Raw genomic sequence first — 16,792 nt, 5'->3', positions numbered from 1 at the left:
CACTATCCAACGTCCGGCTTCCGAGCCCGATGCAGCGCCACGATCCCCAGCGAGAGGTTGCGGTAGGCGACGTCAGTCCAGCCCGCCGTGCGGATCCACGCCGACAGCGTGCGCTGGTCGGGCCAATCCCTGATCGACTCGTTGAGGTAGTCGTAGGCGTCGGCGTTCGAGCTCACGGTCTTGGCGACGACCGGAAGGATGCGATCGTTGTAGAAGCGGTACAGCCCGTGGAAGGCACGCGACGGCGGCTGAGAGAACTCGCAGACCACCAGGCGGCCGCCGGGCTTCGTGACCCGCTGCAGCTCGCGCAGCGCCCTCTTCGGGTCGTTCACGTTGCGGAGCCCGAAGGACATCGTGACGGTGTCGAACTCTTCGTCTGCGAACGGCAGGTCGGTCGCGTCGGCCTCGACGAAGGACAGGTTCCGGATGCCGCCACCCGGCGCGCTCGCCCCGTAGCGGCGCTGCCCCTCGGCGATCATCCCGGGCGAGAAGTCGGCCGCGACGACCTGCGCGCCGCTGCGGGCGAGCGCGACGGCGCTCGCACCGGTGCCGGCGGCGAGGTCGAGGATGCGCTGACCTGGGCGCGGGGCGACGGCACGCGTCGTCGCGGCGCGCCACATGCGGTCGTTGCCGAGGCTCAGGACGGTGTTGGTGCGGTCGTAGTTCTTCGCGACCTGATCGAACATGCCGCTGACGCGCGCGGGATCCTTGTGCAGGTCGGCGCGGTTGGCCTCATCGGGGCTCGGAGTCACCCGTCGAGTCTACGTTCGCACGCCGCGGAGTATGCCGCTTGGAGATGCCGCTCGGAGCTGCTGCTCAGGAGATGCTGCTCAGGACCGTGCTCAGGATGCCGCGAGGCCCAGTGCGGACAGGCGCGCGAGCCAGGCATCCGCCGTCGCGTCGTCGAACGGCGCTTCGGCGGCCGTGACCCGACGCTCCAGATCGACCGCGAGCGCTTCGAGTCGCTCGACGAGATCCAGCGGGTACCCGTATCGCACCCGATGCTCGTCCCACTCGTCGCGGTCGTCGATGAAGATGCCGCGCCCGTCCACCGCGTTCACGACGTCGAGATCCATGTCGATGCCGGTCGGCTCGCCGTCCTGCCAGCGCGCGTCCCACGCGATGTCGATGTACGTGCGGTACGAGGCGCCCGGGATCTCGTTGACGGTCAGCGCGTAGTCGCCGCTCGGCGGCAGCAGCGTCACGTTGTTCGCACCGGCCAGGAAATCCCGGCCGGGACGGAAGCTGCGCCACCCCGCGGGCTGACCGAACCAGTCACCCCACCGGTCGCTGCCGAGATATACGCATTCGTGCACCCAGTGCGCGCCGCCATCCCACTTGCGCCAGCGGAACACCAGCCGCGTACCCGGAGCCGGACGGGGGTCGGCGGCAGGCAGCCCGGTCGAGTCTTCGCTCACGGATGCGAGTCTAGGCTGGAGTTCGTGACCGACCTGCAGGAGCTGCCGACGCCTCGCCTGCGGGTGGTCACCCGCGAAGTCGATGCGATCGACGACGTCCTGGAGTACGCCGAAGCCGCGCGCCCCATGTTCTGGAGCCGCCGCGGCGATGCCATGGCGGCGTTCGGCGAGTCCCACGCGTTCGTCTCCCCGGGGGATCCCACCCGCTTCGACATCGGCGCGCGATGGCGAGCGCTCGCGGCGACCGCCGAGATCGACGACCCCGTGGGCCTCCGCGGAACCGGACTGCTGGCGTTCGGCGCGTTCACCTTCGATCCGCGATCGCCGGCACGGAGCATCCTCAGCGTGCCGTCGATCATCGTCGGGCGCCGCGACGGGCGTTCCTGGGTCACGCGCATCACCCACGCCGACGCGGCCGTCGGCGTGAGCGATGCCGACGCATCGGTTCCGCCCGAACCGACGCCCTACGGACCGTACTGGTCGGCGAAGCTCGGCCCCGGGGCCTTGGATCCCGCGGGCTACCAGGCTGCGGTGCGCAACGCGCTCGAGACGATCGCGGGCGGCGATGTGAGCAAGGTCGTTCTCGCGCGCGACCTGGTCGGCTCCGTGCCGGCGGGGTCTGACCTCCGGCGCCTGGTGCGTGCCCTCGCCTCCGGCTACCCGGACTGCTGGACCTATGCCGTCGACGGCTGTCTCGGTGCGAGCCCGGAGACCCTCGTCACCGTGACCGGCGGCACGGTCACCGCTCGGGTCCTCGCCGGCACGGCGCCGCGCGGCGCCGATGCGGATGCCGACACCGCGGCATCCCTCACGCTGGCCACCAGCGCCAAGGATCAGGACGAGCACGCGTACGCGGTGCAGAGCGTGCTCGCATCCCTCCGCCCCCACACGAGCGCACTCGCGGCGAGCGAACAGCCCTTCACGCTGAAGCTCCCGAACGTCTTCCATCTGGCGACCGACGTCGAAGGCGAGCTCAGCGACGGTGCCTCCGCGCTCGACATGGTCGCCGCACTGCACCCCACCGCGGCCGTGGCGGGCACCCCGACCGATGCCGCGCTCGAGGTCATCCGGAGGCTCGAACCGCAGGACCGCGGCCGCTATGCGGGCCCCGTCGGCTGGATCGACGCGAACGGCGACGGCGAGTGGGCCATCGCGCTGCGCGGTGCGCAGTTCGACCTGGACACCGTGCCGGCGGACGGTCGCGACGACATCCCACTGCGCGCGCACGCCGGCGCCGGGATCGTGGCCGGCAGCGATCCCGAGGCAGAGCTGCTGGAGACCCGCGTCAAGTTCCGGCCGATCGTGGACGCGCTGGCATGAGGTTCCGGCGATGAGCGGCGCCGTCCCCTCCCTGCCCACCGTCGGCGACGCGGTGCTGACGAATCTCGTGCTCGTGGACGGACTGCGTCCGCAACCGCGCGACGGTCTCGCGCTGATCATCCGTGACGGCGTCCTCGCCGAGATCGTCGATGCCGCCGACGCGCCGCGCGATGGAGCCGTCGACCTGGGCGGCCGGTTCGTGATGCCCGGCCTGATCAACATGCACACGCACTTCTCGCTGTCGCTGCCGGGCGACGGCGGCGACGCGGTGAGCTCGCTCGATCCCGCCGAGCTCGCCCTGTACATGGCCGACGGCGCCCGACGCACACTCCTGTCGGGAGTCACGACGGCGCGCTGCGTGGCCGAGAAAGGCGGCGCGGACTTCGCGCTGCGGCGCGCGATCGAGGCCGGCCGCGTTCCCGGCCCGCGCATCTTCACCGCCGGACGGGCGCTGTGCTGCACCGGCGGCCACGGGTTCGACTCGGACGACACGATCGAATGCGACGGCGCGGATGCCTTCACCCGTGGCGCCCGGAGCCAGATCGCCCTCGGTGCGGACCTGATCAAGATCATGATCTCGGGCGGCATCGCCGGTCAGCACGAGCAGATCGACACCCCGCAGCTGACCCGCGACGAGATGGCTGCCGTGATCTCGACCGCACACGCCTGGGGGCGAAAGGTCACCGCGCACGCCGGTCCCGCCGCGATCATCGCGGAGGCGGTCGAGCTGGGTCTGGACTGCGTCGAGCACGGATACGAGCTGACACCCGCAGTGGCGGCGCTGATGGCGGCTCGGGGCACCGCCCTGGTGCCGACGCTCGTGGTGACCCGCGCGCAGGCCTTCTTCGACGACCTCGGCGTGCCGCGGTGGATGCAGGAGCGTTCGCTGGCGGCCGGTCCGCGCCACCTCGAGTCCTTCCGGATGGCGCTGGATGCCGGCGTCGAGGTGCTGCTGGGCAGCGACATGCCCCCGTTCTGGGACTTCGAGGGCACAAGCGCCGTCGTCCGAGAACTCGAGCACATGCAGGCCGGCGGCCTCGATGCGGCTGCCACGGTGCGCGCCGCGACCGCGGCCCCGGCCGAATGGCTCGCCGTCTCCGATCGGATCGGCACCATCGAGCGCGGCCGGTTCGCCGACCTGATCGCGATGCCGGAGGACCCGGCATCCGACATCCGCGCACTGCGCGACCTGGATTTCGTCATGAAGGGCGGGGTGGTGGTGCGTCGTGACTGATCCCGGGCAGACGCCGGAGGCCGACGTGACCGAGCTCTACGATCTGCGCGTCGTCGTCGATCGCATCGAGGGTCGCTCGGTGTGCGGCATGGAGGTCGGCGATTCGATCGACCTGGTCGAGAGCAGCAGGCTGCGCCTGCCCGACGGCGGGCACTTCTGCATCTACGCGCTGCAGGCGGCCCTTCCCCTCCTGCCCGCGAAACAGCGGGATCTGCCCGCCGGAGACTGGCTCGAGCGCGACAGCATGGTGGCCTGCCCCGACCCGGACGAGCGCCTGATCATGCGGATCGAGCGGACCGGCCGTCGTCGCATGGTCACGGACGACCTCACGTGAACCGCATCCCGCTCTCGCTCGGGCTGCAGACCGACAAGGCGCCGGGCGACTACGCCGCGCTGGCGGTGCTCGCCGAGGACCTCGGATTCGACGGCGTCAGCGTCTTCAGCGACCTGCTGTATCAGCCTCCGATCGGGGCGCTGCTGGAGATGGCGCATGCGACGAGCCGGATCAGGCTGGGGTGCGCATGCTGGAATCCGTTCACCCTGCACCCCTACGAGATCGCGGGACAGTTCGCTGCGGTGGATGCTGCCTCCGCGGGCCGAGCGTACCTCGGTCTCGCGAAAGGATCCTGGCTGGAGGCGATCGGCGTCGACGCACCACGGCCCATCGCCCACCTCCGCGATGCGGTCGGCTTCGTCCGCGCGCTGCTCTGCGGCGACGGCGCGGGGTACGCGGGGACCACCTTCCGGCTCGAGCCGGGAGTCACGCTGCGCTATCCGCTCGCGCGCGCCGACGCGCCGATCCTCCTGGGCTCATGGGGACCGCTCGGGATGACCCTGGCCGGCGAGGTCGCCGACGAGATCAAGGTCGGCGGCAGCGCCAATCCGGCGATGGTCGAGGTCGTGCGCGCTCGGGTTGCTCGCGGCGAGGCCCGCGCGGGTCGCCCGGCCGGATCGGTCGGCGTCGTGCTGGGGGCGGTGACCGTCGTCGATCGCGATGGCGAGCTCGCCCGCACGCACGCCCGGCGACAGGTGGCGATGTACCTCGATGTGGTGGCGGCGCTGGATCCCACCGTCACCCTGCCCGATGATCTTCTTCCCGCGATCCGCGCCCGGTTGGCGGAGGGCGACGGGGAGGGTGCCGGCCGGCTCGTCCCCCGCGACGTCCTGGACGTCTTCGCCTTCGCCGGCACGCCCGATGACATCGCCGCACACGCGCAGCGACTGATCGAGGCGGGGGTGGACCGCATCGAGTTCGGCACGCCGCACGGCATCGATTCCGCGGAGGGGATCCGGATGCTTGGTCGCGAGGTGCTCCCCCGGCTCAGCGCCGGCTGAGCAGCAGCTCGCGCAGCGGGTCGAGCCCCATCGGGCCCAGTCCGAGCGCCGCGCGGTGGAACTCCCGTAGCGAGAACGACTCACCCTCAGCGGCCTGCCGAGTCGTCCGCGCCTCGTGCCACAGCCGGGCGCCGACCTTGAAGGCGAGCGCCTGCCCTGGCCACCCGAGGTAGCGGTCCACCTCGAAGCCCGCGAGCGACGGATCGACCAGCGCCAGCTCGACCAGCATCCGCTTCGCCAGTTCGGGCGTCCACTCGGTCGCGGCGACGAGCGGGTTCGCGGGGATCGCCCAGCCCGTGTGCAGCCCGATGTCGGCGACGATGCGCACCGAGCGCCAGATCTGTCCGAGCAGGAGGCCGAGCCGCTCGGCCGGATTGCGGATGAGTCCGAGCTCGTCGGCGAGCTGTTCGGCGTAGTGCGCCCACCCCTCCGCGTAGCCGTGGATGTGGCAGAGGTGACGCTGCCAGGGATGCAGGTGCTCGAGCGATGCCGTCACCGCGAACTGCAGGTGGTGACCGGGCAAGCCCTCGTGGTGCACGCTCGTCACCTCCTGCCAGCTCGCCGCGACGGGGACGCCGCTGGGGATCGTCCAGACGATGCGGCTCGGCACCGAGCCGTCCGGGGACGCCGGCGTGTAGTAGACGACCCCGGTGGAGGCTTCCGCGACGACGCACTCCACCTGTCGGATGCCGGGCGGCAGGTCGAATGCGGAGGTCAGAGCCTCGGTCGTCTCGCCGACGCGGCGTTCGAGCCAGTCGCGGATGGCGGACACTCCCTCCAGCCGGTAGCGCGGATCGGCATCCAGTCGATCGGCGGCGTCGCGGACCGGGTCCGCGTCCTGGTCGCCGAGCTCGGCGGCCAGCACCCGCGCCTCGGCGACCAGGCGCTCGAGCTCGGACCACCCGTAGGCGTACGTGTCGGCGAGATCGATGCGCGCACCGAGCATCCCGGCGGCCATGGCCGCGTACACATCGGCGCCGACACCGTCCGCGCACGGCGCGACCGGTCGCAGTTCCTCCCGCAGGACGGCGACGAGCTCGCGCAGGGCGACGTTGGCCGCGTCGGCTGCAGTGCGCAGGCGGGCGCGCTCCTGCGCCCCCAGGTCGTCGGCGACCGGGACCGAGCCGAACCAATCGGCTTCCAGCCAGAGGTCGAGCTGCCCGGCGAGCGTGTCCAGCTGGCGCCGCGGTGCCACGCCGGTCCCGAGGAACCGGTCTGCATGGTCTCGCGACCAGCGAAGGGCGGCGATGTACTGCGCGACGCCATGCGGCACGGCCTCGACCCGGGCGAGGAGCTCTCCGCCCGCCGCATCCGGAGTCACGCGCAATCCCTCGATCGCGTATCGGATCAGGTGGATCGGACTGGCGAGCCCGGCGACCAGCCGAGACGTGAATCCGGTGTCGAAGAGCAGTCGCTCGCGTTCGAGGCGCTCGCGCAGCGCCGCGCGCAGCGTGGCATCGCCGTCTCCGGCCGCAACAGCGTTCAGCGCCTCGATCGTCTCGCCCTGCAGCACGTACTTGCGCTGCAGCCACTCCGGTCCGATATCGGCGAGCGGCCCGGGCGAGGGCAGCCCGGCCGCCTGCGCGGCATCGGGCTCGTGGCGGGCCAGTTCGGCGACGTAGCTGTCGGCGATCCGGCGTACGGGGTCAGCGGCGCGTTTCACCGACCCAGCCTACGAGCGACGGAGGTGGGGACAGCTCAGGTTGCTGCGAGCCGCGCCTTCTCCGCCGAGACGTCGAAGGTGGCTGCCGGCCACTGCGGGTCGATCTCGGTCAGCGCTCCGAGCAGCAGCTGCTGGACGGCCAGCCGCGCATACCATTTCCGGTTCGCGGGCACGACGTGCCACGGCGCATCGCCGGTCGACGTGCGCTCGAAGACGGTCTGGTATGCGGCCATGTAGGCCGGCCACAGCTCGCGCTCGTCGACGTCTCCCGGGTTGTATTTCCAGTGCTTGTCGGGGCGGTCCAGTCGCTCCATCAGCCGCACCTTCTGCTCGTCGGCTGAGATGTGCAGCATCACCTTGACGATGCGGGTGCCGGCATCCGTCACGCGGCGCTCGAACTCGTTGATCGCTCCGAAACGGCGCTCGATCTCGTCGGCGGGTGCGAGCGAGCGCACGCTCCCGATCAGCACGTCCTCGTAGTGCGACCGGTCGAAGACGCCGATGAAGCCCGGGTTCGGCAGCCGCTTCTCCACGCGCCAGAGGAAGTCGTGCGCGAGCTCCTCCGCGGTCGGTTTCTTGAAGGCCGTCAAGGCGATGCCCTGCGGGTCGACGGACCCGACGACGTGCCGGATGATCCCGCCCTTTCCGGCGGAGTCCATCGCCTGCAGTACGAGGAGGACGGATGCCGCGGTGTCGCCCGTCTCGGCGACCCGGCTCTGCGCGTAGAGCCGCTCCTGCAGTTCGTCGAGGGCCCCGGCACCTCTGGCGAGGTCGTCTACGGCGCCCGTCTTCCCACCGTCATAGCCGGGCGTGCCTTCGGGGTCGACATCGTCGAGTGAGAAATCGGCTCCGACGCTGAGGAGCTCCGCGGCATCCGCTGTCCAGTGCTTCTGGCTTTTTCCCGTCATGAAGACATGATGGCGTGTCTCAGCGGGGCAGCGGAACCTCGATGAGCTGACGTCCGCCGACCGGGGCGGTCAGCACCTGGTCGAGGGCGGTCCGCGTCGTCACGCGACGGTACTCCCAGCCGTACGCGAGCGCCAGCTGCTCGAGTCGGGTGGTGTGCGGGGTGAAGAGCACGCGGTCCATCGCGTCGTGCGGGGCGATGCCGGCGACCTCGAGAGAATCGAAGATCGTTCCGCCCCCGTCGTTGCCGACGACGACCTGGATGCGCGGCTCGCTCTCGTGCGGGGGGAGCAGCAGGGCGCCGACGTCGTGCAGGAAGGCGAGATCGCCCAGCAGCACCCTGGTCACACCCGCCCCACCGCCGCCCTGGGATGCGACGGCGACCCCGATCGCGGTCCCCACCGTGCCGTCGATGCCCGCGAGCCCGCGGTTGGCGTGCACGGGAACCTTCTTGCCGCCCAGCACCGCGTCCGCGACGCGGACCAGACGCGACGAGCCGAAGACGAGCCGATCGTGCGGCCACGTCGCACGCCAGACGGCATCGACCAGGGCCGCGCGATCCAGCGGGGCGCGGATCGCACTCAGTTCGTTCTGGATCGCATCGCGACGCTCGCTGGGCACGGGAGAGGCCAGCCCGTCGACGTCCGGCGCCGCAGGAGTGAGGTCGACGAACGCCGCGCGGGAGGCGAGCAGCCAGTCGCCGAGCCACGCCCGGTCCACCTCTCCTGCATTGACGGCGACGGCATCGAGCGCGACGGTCGCGCCGTTCAGGTTGAGCGGCTCGCCGGGCCCGCGCACCGCGAAGACGTCGATCTGTGGATCGGACAGGACGGCGACGGACTCCCGACTGAGCGTGGGGTGTCCGAGCACGACGATGCGCTCGATGCGGCCACCGAGGAGCGGATCCCGGAGCAGGTCACGGTACCCGTGCACGAGGTTCCGCCCGAAGCGCGCACCGCTCACGATCTCGGCGATCAGCGGCCAGCCGCCGACGTGTGCGAGTTCTTCGGCGCCTGCGCCGGCATCCGCTCCCGCGATCACCACCGTGCGCGGACCGCGCTCCAGCAGGAACGGTAGATCGACGGGCTCGAGGGGGACATCCGCCTCGCCGATGCCGCCGCCGCCCTGATAGAGCGCGCCGGACGGCTCGTCCTCGGGATCGACCTCGACCGGGGCCGCATCGAGGTCGACGTCCCCGTCGCCCACCGTCAGCTCTGCGCTGGGCGCGCCGAGCCAGGGCGGCAGATGCCCGCCGAGCGGTTCACGGTATGGGAGGTTCAGGTGCACCGGACCGGGTGCCCGCGTTCCCGCGCCCATCGCCGCGGCGAACGCCTCCTCGGCGACCTGTCGCAGCAGCAGGCTCTGCGCACCGTCACCGTCGGGGTCGGTCTCCTCGGGAACGGGCAGGTCCGCCTCGAAGCGCGTGTTCGGCGTGAACATGCCGGGCTGACGAGTCGTCTGGTTCGCGCCGACACCGCGCAGCTCGGGCGGCCGGTCGGCGGTCAGCAGCAGCAGCGGCACTCCGGCGTGATGGGCCTCGAGGGCGGCGGGCAGCAGGTTGGCGGCGGCGGTGCCGGAGGTGCACACGACCACGGCAGGGCTGCGGAGTTCGCGACCGATGCCCAGGGCCGTGAATCCGGCCACCCGCTCGTCGATGCGCACGTGGACGCGGACCTCGCCGCGCCGCTCCAGCTCGGCGGCCACGAGCGCGAGCGCCTGGGATCGCGATCCCGGGCTCAGGACGAGGTGACGGATGCCGAGTTCGACCAGCCGGCACAGCAGGGCGGCCGCGGCATCGGTCGACGGGGAGGCGAGTCCCCGAAGATCATCGGCCACGACTAGCCGACGGCTCCGCGCTGACCGCGGGTGTCGTCATCGCCCTCGGCGGGACGGTCGGTGCCGCGCGTCGGAGCCTCGGGGGTCACGGTGCCCGGCGTGGCCGCCTCGGGCGCCGCGGGCTTCGCATCGCCACCTGCGGTCCATCGTGGATCATCAGCCTCGGCATCGAGCTGCGCCAGCTCTTCCTCGAGGCGGCGGATGCGCTCGTCCTGATCGCTGAGGGTGCCGATCTTGCCGAGGAACTCGGGATCGTCGTCGGGAGCGCGGCGCGCCGCCAGCGTCGAGCGGCGCACGCGGCCGACGGTGAGCCACAGCAGGCCGCCGAGGACTGGCAGGAGGATCACGATGAGGATCCAGATCGGCTTGGTCACGCCACGATGACGGGCGGCTGGTTGCACGCTGACATCGACGATGGTGAACACCCAGAACGCGGTAGCCACCAGCGCCAGAATCAACAGGACTCTCGCCACGGTTCCATCCTAGGCGCGCGGAACGGAAGCGGCCCCGGCCGTGGCCGTACTGAGAGGACAGTCCCAGGCCCAGCCGCGTCGCGGAATTAGACTGAGCGGATGAAAGCCCGCTCCGCCCTCCTGTATTCGGTGCTGCGGCTCCTGGCATTCCTGGTGCCGTTCGGCATCCTGATGCTGTTCCCGGTGTTCCGCGAGCTGTACTGGCTGGCGGCGATCTTCGCCGCACTGATCGGTCTCAGCCTGTCGCTGCTGTTCCTGCGCCGGCCACTGGCCGAGGCGACGTCGGGGCTCGCCGAGCGGCGTGAGCGTCCACGCAGTGCGGTCAGCGACGAGGAGGCGGAGGATGCCGCCGCCGAGTCGACTCCGCTCTCCGGCGCTGCGGCGGACGTACTGCCGGCCGGGTCAGCCGACGAACGCCCAGAGCAGCAGCGCCCCGTACGCGACTGAGGTCAGCGAGGTCACGCTCAGCGCGACGACCAGTTCCCGCGGCAGCCGGTACGTCCACACGATGAGGATCGCAGGCAGCGCACCGAGCAGTGCGAGCAGCGTGAGCCACGCGATCGGGTAATACAGCGCCAGCCACGCCGAGATCGCGAACGGCACGAGCACGAACACCGTGAACAGCGCCTGGGTCGCCCGCTTGCCGATGAGCACGGTGAGGGTGCGCTTTCCGGCGATCCGGTCCTGGTCGATGTCGCGCAGGTTGTTCGCGAGCAGCACCGCACATGCGAGGAACCCGGCGGCCGCAGCGCCGAACCAGGCCTCCTGCGGCACCGCGAGCACCTGGACGTACGTCGTTCCGACGGTCGCGACCAGACCGAAGAACACGAACACGAACAGCTCGCCCAGGCCGTAGTAGCCATAGGGCCGCTTGCCGCCGGTGTAGAACCAGGCTGCGAGGATGCAGACCGCGCCGACCAGGAGCAGCCACCACTGCTGGGTGCGGATCACGATCGCGATCCCCGCGAGCGCACCGACCGCGAAGAAGAGCAGCGCCGCGAACATCACGCTGCGCGCGGACGCCTTGCCCGACGCGGTCAGGCGTGCGGGGCCGACCCGGTGATCATCGGTGCCGCGGATGCCGTCGCTGTAGTCGTTCGCGAAGTTGACGCCGATCTGCAGGCTGACCGAGACGATCAGGCAGAACAGGGCGATCACCCAGTGGAACTCGCGGTCCACGACCAGGGCCGCGCCCGTGCCGATCAGGATCGGCGTGATCGCCAGCGGAAGCGTGCGGAGGCGGGCAGCGGCGATCCAGTCGCGCGGCGTCGCCTTCTCGACCCGGCGCGGGTCTCGAGACTCGTGCGCCTTCTGCGGATTGCCCCGGTGCACCTGTTTGGACGGACCGGGACGCTTGCGCTTCTTACTGGGGGTGCCTGCCACGAGGGATCATCCTACGGCCCGTGCCGATGCGAACCTCGCGAGCGGGCACTCTGCTCCCGAGCGGGCACGCCGCCACGTTGCACACGCTGCCCGCTCGGGCGCAACTTGCCCGCTCGGGTTCGGCGTCAGACCCTGGACCGTGTCGCGGGGTACGCGGATGATGGGGTCATGTTGCGCATCGGAACGATCGTGCTGACCGTCGAGGACATCGAACGCGCCGGCGACTTCTGGCGGGCGGCGCTGGGGTATGTGAACCGCGGCGAACCGTCCGATGACTGGGTGATCCTCGACCCGCCGGACAAGACGAGCTGGGATGCCCCGAGCGCAGCGAGCATCGCGCTGTCGGTGACCGGGTATCCGCAGCACTATCCGCCGCGCATCCATCTCGATCTGTACGCGGACGATCAGGCAGCCGAGGTCGAGCGGCTCAAGGGACTCGGCGCGCGGGACGTGGACTGGGACCGCTATCCGCCGGACGCGGACTGGATCGTGCTGGAGGACACCGAAGGCAATCGGTTCTGCGTCGTCGACACCGGGGATCGCTCCGCTGCCTGAGGTCCGCGACGAGCATGAACGCTCGCCGGCACGTCGCCGTCAGCGCGGAACGGCCATCGTGATCACCCGGAACAGGGTCGTGAAGAAGCAGATCGCGAGACTGGCGTAGGCGAGGACGAGTGCGGTGATCGCTCGGCCGCGCCCCGAGGCTCCCTGCCGAGACACGCTCAGTGCTTCCAACCGCGTCCGGTTCCAGGCCCGCACGCCCTCCGACTCAGTGCAGCGCGTTGACCGCGGCCCTGATCGCCTCGCGGTCGGGCTTGCCGCTGGGCAGGGTGGCCAGATCGTCCACGAGGATCAGCCGTTTGGGCCGGGCGTGCGGGCCGATCTCCGCCGCGACGGCGGCCCGTGCTTCCTCGAGCTGCACGGATTCGCTGCGGCGCAGTGCCTCTCCGCGGGCGACCACGACGACGGATGCCTCGCCCCAGCGCGCGTCGGTAACGCCGACGACGACCGCAGACTCCAGCCCGGCGATACCCCGCACGATCCGCTCCACGCGGTCCAGCGAGACATTGAGGCCGCCGGAGACGATCACATTGTCGATACGGCCGCGGACTCGGAGCACATCGTCTTCGATCAAGCCGGCGTCGCCGGTGCGATACCAGCGCGTGCCGGCGTCATCGCGGACGAAGACGATGTCCGTCGTGTCGCGATCGCCGAGGTATCCGTCGGCGAGGGTCGGACCCGCGATGCGCACCTCTCCCTCCGCGATCCGCACCGAGACGCCGCGCAGTGGTCGTCCGTCGTACACGCATCCTCCGCTGGTCTCGGTCGAACCGTAGGTGCGGGTGACGCGGACACCGGCATCCACCGCTCGCTCGAGCGTTACGGCCGGCAGCGCCTGACCGCCGATCAGGATCGTCTCGAACGAGCGCAGCGCCGCCAGGACGGTGCCATCGTGCACGGCCGCGTCCAGCAGCTTCGTCAGCTGCGCGGGCACCAGGGAGGTGTAGGTCGGAATCCGGATGCCGCGGTCCGTCGACACCATCATCAGGGCGGCCGCGGTGAAGGCCTGCGCGGTGAATGCCCCGCTCATCACCGCGGGCTCACGATCGGCGACGATGGAACGCACGAGCACCTGCATGCCGGCGACGTAGCTCGCCGGCAGCGCGAGCAGCCACGCGCCTTCGCCGATGCGGTCGGCGGTGGCCAGCGCACTCGCGGTGAGGGCGTCACGGCTGAGCAGGACGCTCTTGGGCACGCCGGTCGAACCCGAGGTCGTCACCACGACCGCGGTGCCAGGTCGCACGTCGGCGGGCAGATCGCTGACCATGCCGAGCCCGAGCGCCGGGCCCGCGCCGTGCAGCGCGCCCTTGAGCGCACGGAGCACGTCGCGCGGGTCGTCGCCGACCAGTGCTTCGAGTCTCACGACCGCCTCGGCGTGCGCGAGCCGGCCGGATGCACGAGACCTCGCACGCGCATCAGTACTGCCACGGATACGGCGACCAGTCGGGCTCCCGCTTCTGAAGGAACGCGTCCCGACCCTCGACCGCTTCGTCGGTGCCGTATGCCAGGCGCGTCGCCTCACCTGCGAAGACCTGCTGCCCCATGAGACCGTCGTCGACGGCGTTGAACGCGAATTTCAGCATCCGGATCGCCGTCGGCGATTTCGTGAGGATCGTCCGCGCCGTCGCGATCGCCTCGCGCTCGAGTTCGGCGTGCGGCACGACGCGGTTGACCGCCCCCATCTCGTACGCGCGCTGGGCCGAGTACTCCTCGGCGAGGAAGAACACTTCGCGGGCGAACTTCTGCCCGATCTGGCGGGCGAAGTAGGCCGAGCCGTAACCGGCGTCGAACGACCCGACATCGGCGTCCGTCTGCTTGAACCGCCCGTGTTCGGCCGAGGCGATGCTCAAGTCGCAGACCACATGAAGCGAATGCCCGCCGCCCGCCGCCCAGCCTGGGATCACGGCGATCACGACCTTCGGCATCGTGCGGATCAGACGCTGGACTTCGAGGATGTGCAGGCGGCCCGACCGCCCCGGATCGGCGATCGCGGCGTCGTCGCCGGCGTACCTGTAGCCATCGCGACCCCTGATCCGCTGATCGCCGCCCGAGCAGAACGCCCATCCGCCGTCCTTGGCGCTCGGACCGTTGCCGGTCAGCAGCACCACGCCGATCCGCGGGTCCTGCCGGGCGATGTCCAAGGCTCGATACAGCTCATCGACCGTGTGCGGCCGGAAAGCGTTGCGCACCTCCGGCCGATGGAACGCGATCCGCGCGATGCGCCCGTCCGTCGACACGTGCGCGGTGATGTCGGTGTATTCGTCCGCGGGAGCGCCGGGCGCCGGCATCCACTCGTCCTCGTCGAAAAGTTCGGAAACGCTCACCGGGCCAGCCTACGCGGCGCGCGCCCGCGCCAGCGGAGAGCCCGCACTCCCGAGGAGGCGGTCAGCCGTTCTTCTCGTCGCGCCACCGCAGCCAGGACCGGACGAGGTCGTAGTCCCAGTCCGGGCCACCGAAGCCGAGGGTGAACAGTCGGGTCCCGGCGGCGTGGAGGGCGTCCGCGTCCGGCTGATCGCGGCGCTCGAGTTCGTTCGAGACGATCAGGTCCGAGGTGTCGCGGCCCTCTTTCTGCGCCCAGTCGTCGATCACCGACAGCTTGTGCGGCAGCTCGTCGGCGCCGACGAAGCTGTGCCAGATGTTCGCGTGACGGGCGACGATGCGCAGCGTCTTCTGCTCGCCCTTGCCCCCGATGAGGATCGGGATGCGGCGGGTCGGCGGGGGGTTCAGCACGTCCCAGCGAGCGGTGACGCGATCCAGGCCTCCGGCAAGGTCATTCAGGCGCGATCCCGCGGTGCCGAAGTCGTACCCGTACTCGTCGTAGTCGCGTTCGAACCAGCCGGATCCGGTGCCGAAGATGAACCGGCCCTCGCCGCCCTTGGCCGAGATGTGATCGATCGTGCGGGCCATGTCGGCCTGCAGGTCGGGGTTGCGGTAGCTGTTGCAGTTCACGAGAGCGCCGAACTCGACGCGCTCGGTCTGCTCGGCCCACGCCGCGAGCATCGTCCACGACTCGAGGTGCAGGCCGTCGGGGTCACCCGACAGCGGGAAGAAGTGATCCCAGTTGAAGAGGATGTCCACGCCCATCTCTTCCAGGCGCAGCACCGCGTCGCGGATGTCGGTGTAGGCGACGTGCTGCGGCTTGAGCTGGACGCCGAGCCGTACGGGGGTGTCGGTGAGCATTGCTCCAGCCTAGATTCGCTCGGCTACGACTCGGGTCGCGCCGGGGTCGCCTGCGGGTCGCGAGTGCTCTCACCCGCGGCGAGCGCGCACCGCCTTGATGATGCCGTCGACGATGTCCCACACCGCGATCGCGGCGGCGGTGCAGGCGACCACGATCCCCACGATCGAGCCGACCTCAGCGGCGTCCTCACCGGCGACAGCGGCGAAGAACGCCGGGTTCAGCAGCGCGTCCTGCGCGACGAGCCAGACGATCGGCACCGCGAACACGAGGGCAAGGACGGCGTTGGCGATCGCCAGGCCGGCGGTCCAACGACCGCTGCGGAACAGCAATACCGCGAACACCGCCTCGCCGAGGAGCGCGACGAGCAGCACGGGCAGCCAGAACGACCACAGCGCGGGATCGAGGATCGGCACCCCGTCGCCGTCGATGAAGACGAATCCGACGAACTGATCCCACAGCAGTGCGCCGATCATGAGGGCGACGTACACGAGCGAGGCGACCAGGTCGGCGGTGCCGATGCCCTTCGGACGGATCTCCGGCAGGCGATCGAGCGACCACTGCGTCCAAGGGGCGCTCGCCCGAGATGCCGGCGACGCGGAGCGATCGCTGCGCTCGAGGATCGCGAAGATCAGGGTGGGCCAGAACGCCAGGTGCAGGGCGATCGTCATCGCCGCCACCACCGTCGATCCGATGACCCCGCCGACCACGATGCCGCCGCTCGTCGAGCCGGCGATCAGCTGTCCGAGTGCGACGCCTGCGACCGCGAGGGGCAGGACGATCACGAACAGCAGCTTCACGAGCCGAAGCCACTCGAAGTAGTAGCGCGGACCGATCAGGAAGGCCGGCCGATCCGAGTAGTCGGCGGCCAGCCGGTCGGGATCGCCCATCTCGGTGAGGACGGCCCGCTCGGCATCCGCCCTGCCGTCGCCGGATGCCATGCGTGCGTCGATGGCATCGTCGATGGATGCCTCGAGCTCGGCGCGCAGGTCGGCGCGGCTCTTCTCCGGCACGCTGCGGGTAGCGGCGTGGATGTAACGCTCGGTGAGGGTTGCGGTGGTCATGGTCAGTCTTTCGGGAGTGCGTCGATCGCGTTCGCGAGCGCTCGGAATTCGGTGGTGAGGGCACCGGCCAGGCGCAGTCCGGCGGCGCTGGTGCGGTAGAACTTGCGGGGTCTGGCCTCGTCGGTGTTCCACTCGCTCGTGAGGTGTCCCTGCTTCTCGAGACGCCGGAGCAGGGGGTACAGCGTGTTGGCGTCGGTGTCGAACCCGCGCGCCTGGAGCTCTTCGAGGAGTCCGTAGCCGTATCCCGGCTCGGCGAGCATCCGCAGACAGGCGAGCACGACGGTGCCGCGCCGCAACTCCTGCAGGTGGGTCTCGAGTGCTTCGGTCTCGCTCATGCTTCACACTGTACTGTGTATCGCACACTATAGTCAACGACGCATTGATGGCCAACCAAAGGGCCGCACAGCGACGTCGTGGCGGG

At 70.6% G+C, this 16,792-nt stretch carries 19 protein-coding genes; 6 read left to right on the top strand and 13 right to left on the bottom strand.

All coding sequences use genetic code 11. The annotated features are described in order from the left end of the window. Positions 1 to 2: 2 nt before the first annotated feature. Positions 3 to 752, bottom strand: coding sequence for a demethylmenaquinone methyltransferase (locus BLT19_RS06220; protein ID WP_091487776.1), 750 nt, complete (start codon positions 750 to 752; stop codon positions 3 to 5). A 90-nt stretch (positions 753 to 842) separates the two neighbouring features. Continuing rightward, on the bottom strand, positions 843 to 1,418 hold the full coding sequence (locus tag BLT19_RS06215; protein WP_231917818.1) for a DUF402 domain-containing protein: 576 nt from the start codon (positions 1,416 to 1,418) through the stop codon (positions 843 to 845). 24 nt (positions 1,419 to 1,442) lie between these two features. Here BLT19_RS06215 and BLT19_RS06210 point away from each other — a divergent pair, with 24 nt between their 5' ends. Genes BLT19_RS06210 through BLT19_RS06195 form a run of 4 tightly spaced genes read left to right on the top strand, consistent with a single transcriptional unit; the run spans position 1,443 to position 5,307 of the window. Further along, positions 1,443 to 2,738, top strand: a complete 1,296-nt coding sequence (locus BLT19_RS06210; protein ID WP_231917817.1) for an isochorismate synthase — start codon at positions 1,443 to 1,445, stop codon at positions 2,736 to 2,738. 10 nt (positions 2,739 to 2,748) lie between these two features. Then, a complete protein-coding gene (locus BLT19_RS06205; RefSeq protein ID WP_091487774.1) occupies positions 2,749 to 3,972 on the top strand; it encodes a metal-dependent hydrolase family protein in 1,224 nt (407 codons plus the stop codon). After that, positions 3,965 to 4,306, top strand: a complete 342-nt coding sequence (locus BLT19_RS06200) for a TIGR04076 family protein (protein WP_091487771.1) — start codon at positions 3,965 to 3,967, stop codon at positions 4,304 to 4,306. Before BLT19_RS06205 ends, BLT19_RS06200 begins: the two co-directional genes overlap by 8 nt. Then, complete coding sequence (locus tag BLT19_RS06195) at positions 4,303 to 5,307, top strand: LLM class flavin-dependent oxidoreductase (RefSeq protein ID WP_231917816.1); 1,005 nt, start codon at positions 4,303 to 4,305, stop codon at positions 5,305 to 5,307. Before BLT19_RS06200 ends, BLT19_RS06195 begins: the two co-directional genes overlap by 4 nt. Here the strand turns inward: BLT19_RS06195 and BLT19_RS06190 are convergent. The 4 genes from BLT19_RS06190 to BLT19_RS06175 are packed head-to-tail and all read right to left on the bottom strand — an operon-like array spanning position 5,294 to position 10,185. Beyond that, positions 5,294 to 6,970: a DUF885 domain-containing protein gene (locus BLT19_RS06190; RefSeq protein WP_091487767.1), complete on the bottom strand. Its 1,677-nt coding sequence runs from the start codon at positions 6,968 to 6,970 to the stop codon at positions 5,294 to 5,296. The two genes, BLT19_RS06195 and BLT19_RS06190, sit on opposite strands and share 14 nt — an antisense overlap. 35 nt (positions 6,971 to 7,005) lie before the next feature. After that, positions 7,006 to 7,878, bottom strand: a complete 873-nt coding sequence (locus BLT19_RS06185) for a PPK2 family polyphosphate kinase (RefSeq protein WP_091487764.1) — start codon at positions 7,876 to 7,878, stop codon at positions 7,006 to 7,008. Positions 7,879 to 7,897: 19 nt separating this feature from the next. Continuing rightward, positions 7,898 to 9,712: a 2-succinyl-5-enolpyruvyl-6-hydroxy-3-cyclohexene-1-carboxylic-acid synthase gene (gene menD, locus BLT19_RS06180; protein ID WP_091487761.1), complete on the bottom strand. Its 1,815-nt coding sequence runs from the start codon at positions 9,710 to 9,712 to the stop codon at positions 7,898 to 7,900. A 2-nt stretch (positions 9,713 to 9,714) separates the two neighbouring features. Then, a complete protein-coding gene (locus BLT19_RS06175; protein WP_091487758.1) occupies positions 9,715 to 10,185 on the bottom strand; it encodes a PLD nuclease N-terminal domain-containing protein in 471 nt (156 codons plus the stop codon). Positions 10,186 to 10,284: 99 nt separating this feature from the next. On the opposite strand from BLT19_RS06175, the gene BLT19_RS06170 reads away from it, so the two are divergent. Beyond that, a complete protein-coding gene (locus BLT19_RS06170) occupies positions 10,285 to 10,632 on the top strand; it encodes a DUF4229 domain-containing protein (RefSeq protein ID WP_091487755.1) in 348 nt (115 codons plus the stop codon). Here the strand turns inward: BLT19_RS06170 and BLT19_RS06165 are convergent. Next, positions 10,588 to 11,568, bottom strand: a complete 981-nt coding sequence (locus BLT19_RS06165; RefSeq protein ID WP_091487752.1) for a 1,4-dihydroxy-2-naphthoate polyprenyltransferase — start codon at positions 11,566 to 11,568, stop codon at positions 10,588 to 10,590. The two genes, BLT19_RS06170 and BLT19_RS06165, sit on opposite strands and share 45 nt — an antisense overlap. 168 nt (positions 11,569 to 11,736) lie before the next feature. Here BLT19_RS06165 and BLT19_RS06160 point away from each other — a divergent pair, with 168 nt between their 5' ends. Continuing rightward, positions 11,737 to 12,123 carry a VOC family protein gene (locus BLT19_RS06160; protein WP_091487749.1) on the top strand — a complete coding sequence of 129 codons (387 nt, stop codon included), beginning with the start codon at positions 11,737 to 11,739 and terminating at the stop codon, positions 12,121 to 12,123. Between the two features lie 39 nt (positions 12,124 to 12,162). Here the strand turns inward: BLT19_RS06160 and BLT19_RS18095 are convergent, their stop codons facing one another. The 6 genes from BLT19_RS18095 to BLT19_RS06135 all read right to left on the bottom strand — a co-directional run bounded on the left by BLT19_RS18095 (position 12,163) and on the right by BLT19_RS06135 (position 16,706). Continuing rightward, a complete protein-coding gene (locus BLT19_RS18095) occupies positions 12,163 to 12,288 on the bottom strand; it encodes a hypothetical protein (RefSeq protein ID WP_269457427.1) in 126 nt (41 codons plus the stop codon). A gap of 49 nt (positions 12,289 to 12,337) precedes the next feature. Then, positions 12,338 to 13,492, bottom strand: a complete 1,155-nt coding sequence (locus BLT19_RS06155) for an AMP-binding protein (RefSeq protein WP_091487747.1) — start codon at positions 13,490 to 13,492, stop codon at positions 12,338 to 12,340. Positions 13,493 to 13,544: 52 nt separating this feature from the next. Beyond that, positions 13,545 to 14,453 (bottom strand): 1,4-dihydroxy-2-naphthoyl-CoA synthase, encoded by a 909-nt coding sequence (locus tag BLT19_RS06150; RefSeq protein ID WP_091487744.1) that lies wholly within the window; start codon positions 14,451 to 14,453, stop codon positions 13,545 to 13,547. 61 nt (positions 14,454 to 14,514) lie between these two features. Beyond that, entirely contained in the window at positions 14,515 to 15,309 is a 795-nt protein-coding gene (locus tag BLT19_RS06145; RefSeq protein ID WP_091487742.1) for an LLM class F420-dependent oxidoreductase, read from the bottom strand. A gap of 69 nt (positions 15,310 to 15,378) precedes the next feature. Beyond that, complete coding sequence (locus tag BLT19_RS06140) at positions 15,379 to 16,371, bottom strand: permease prefix domain 1-containing protein (RefSeq protein WP_091487740.1); 993 nt, start codon at positions 16,369 to 16,371, stop codon at positions 15,379 to 15,381. A gap of 2 nt (positions 16,372 to 16,373) precedes the next feature. Next, entirely contained in the window at positions 16,374 to 16,706 is a 333-nt protein-coding gene (locus BLT19_RS06135) for a PadR family transcriptional regulator (protein ID WP_091487737.1), read from the bottom strand. Positions 16,707 to 16,792: the final 86 nt, after the last annotated feature.

The organism is Microbacterium pygmaeum (assembly GCF_900100885.1).
GTDB lineage: Bacteria > Actinomycetota > Actinomycetes > Actinomycetales > Microbacteriaceae > Microbacterium > Microbacterium pygmaeum.
This window is presented reverse-complemented; position numbering and strand designations above follow the sequence as displayed.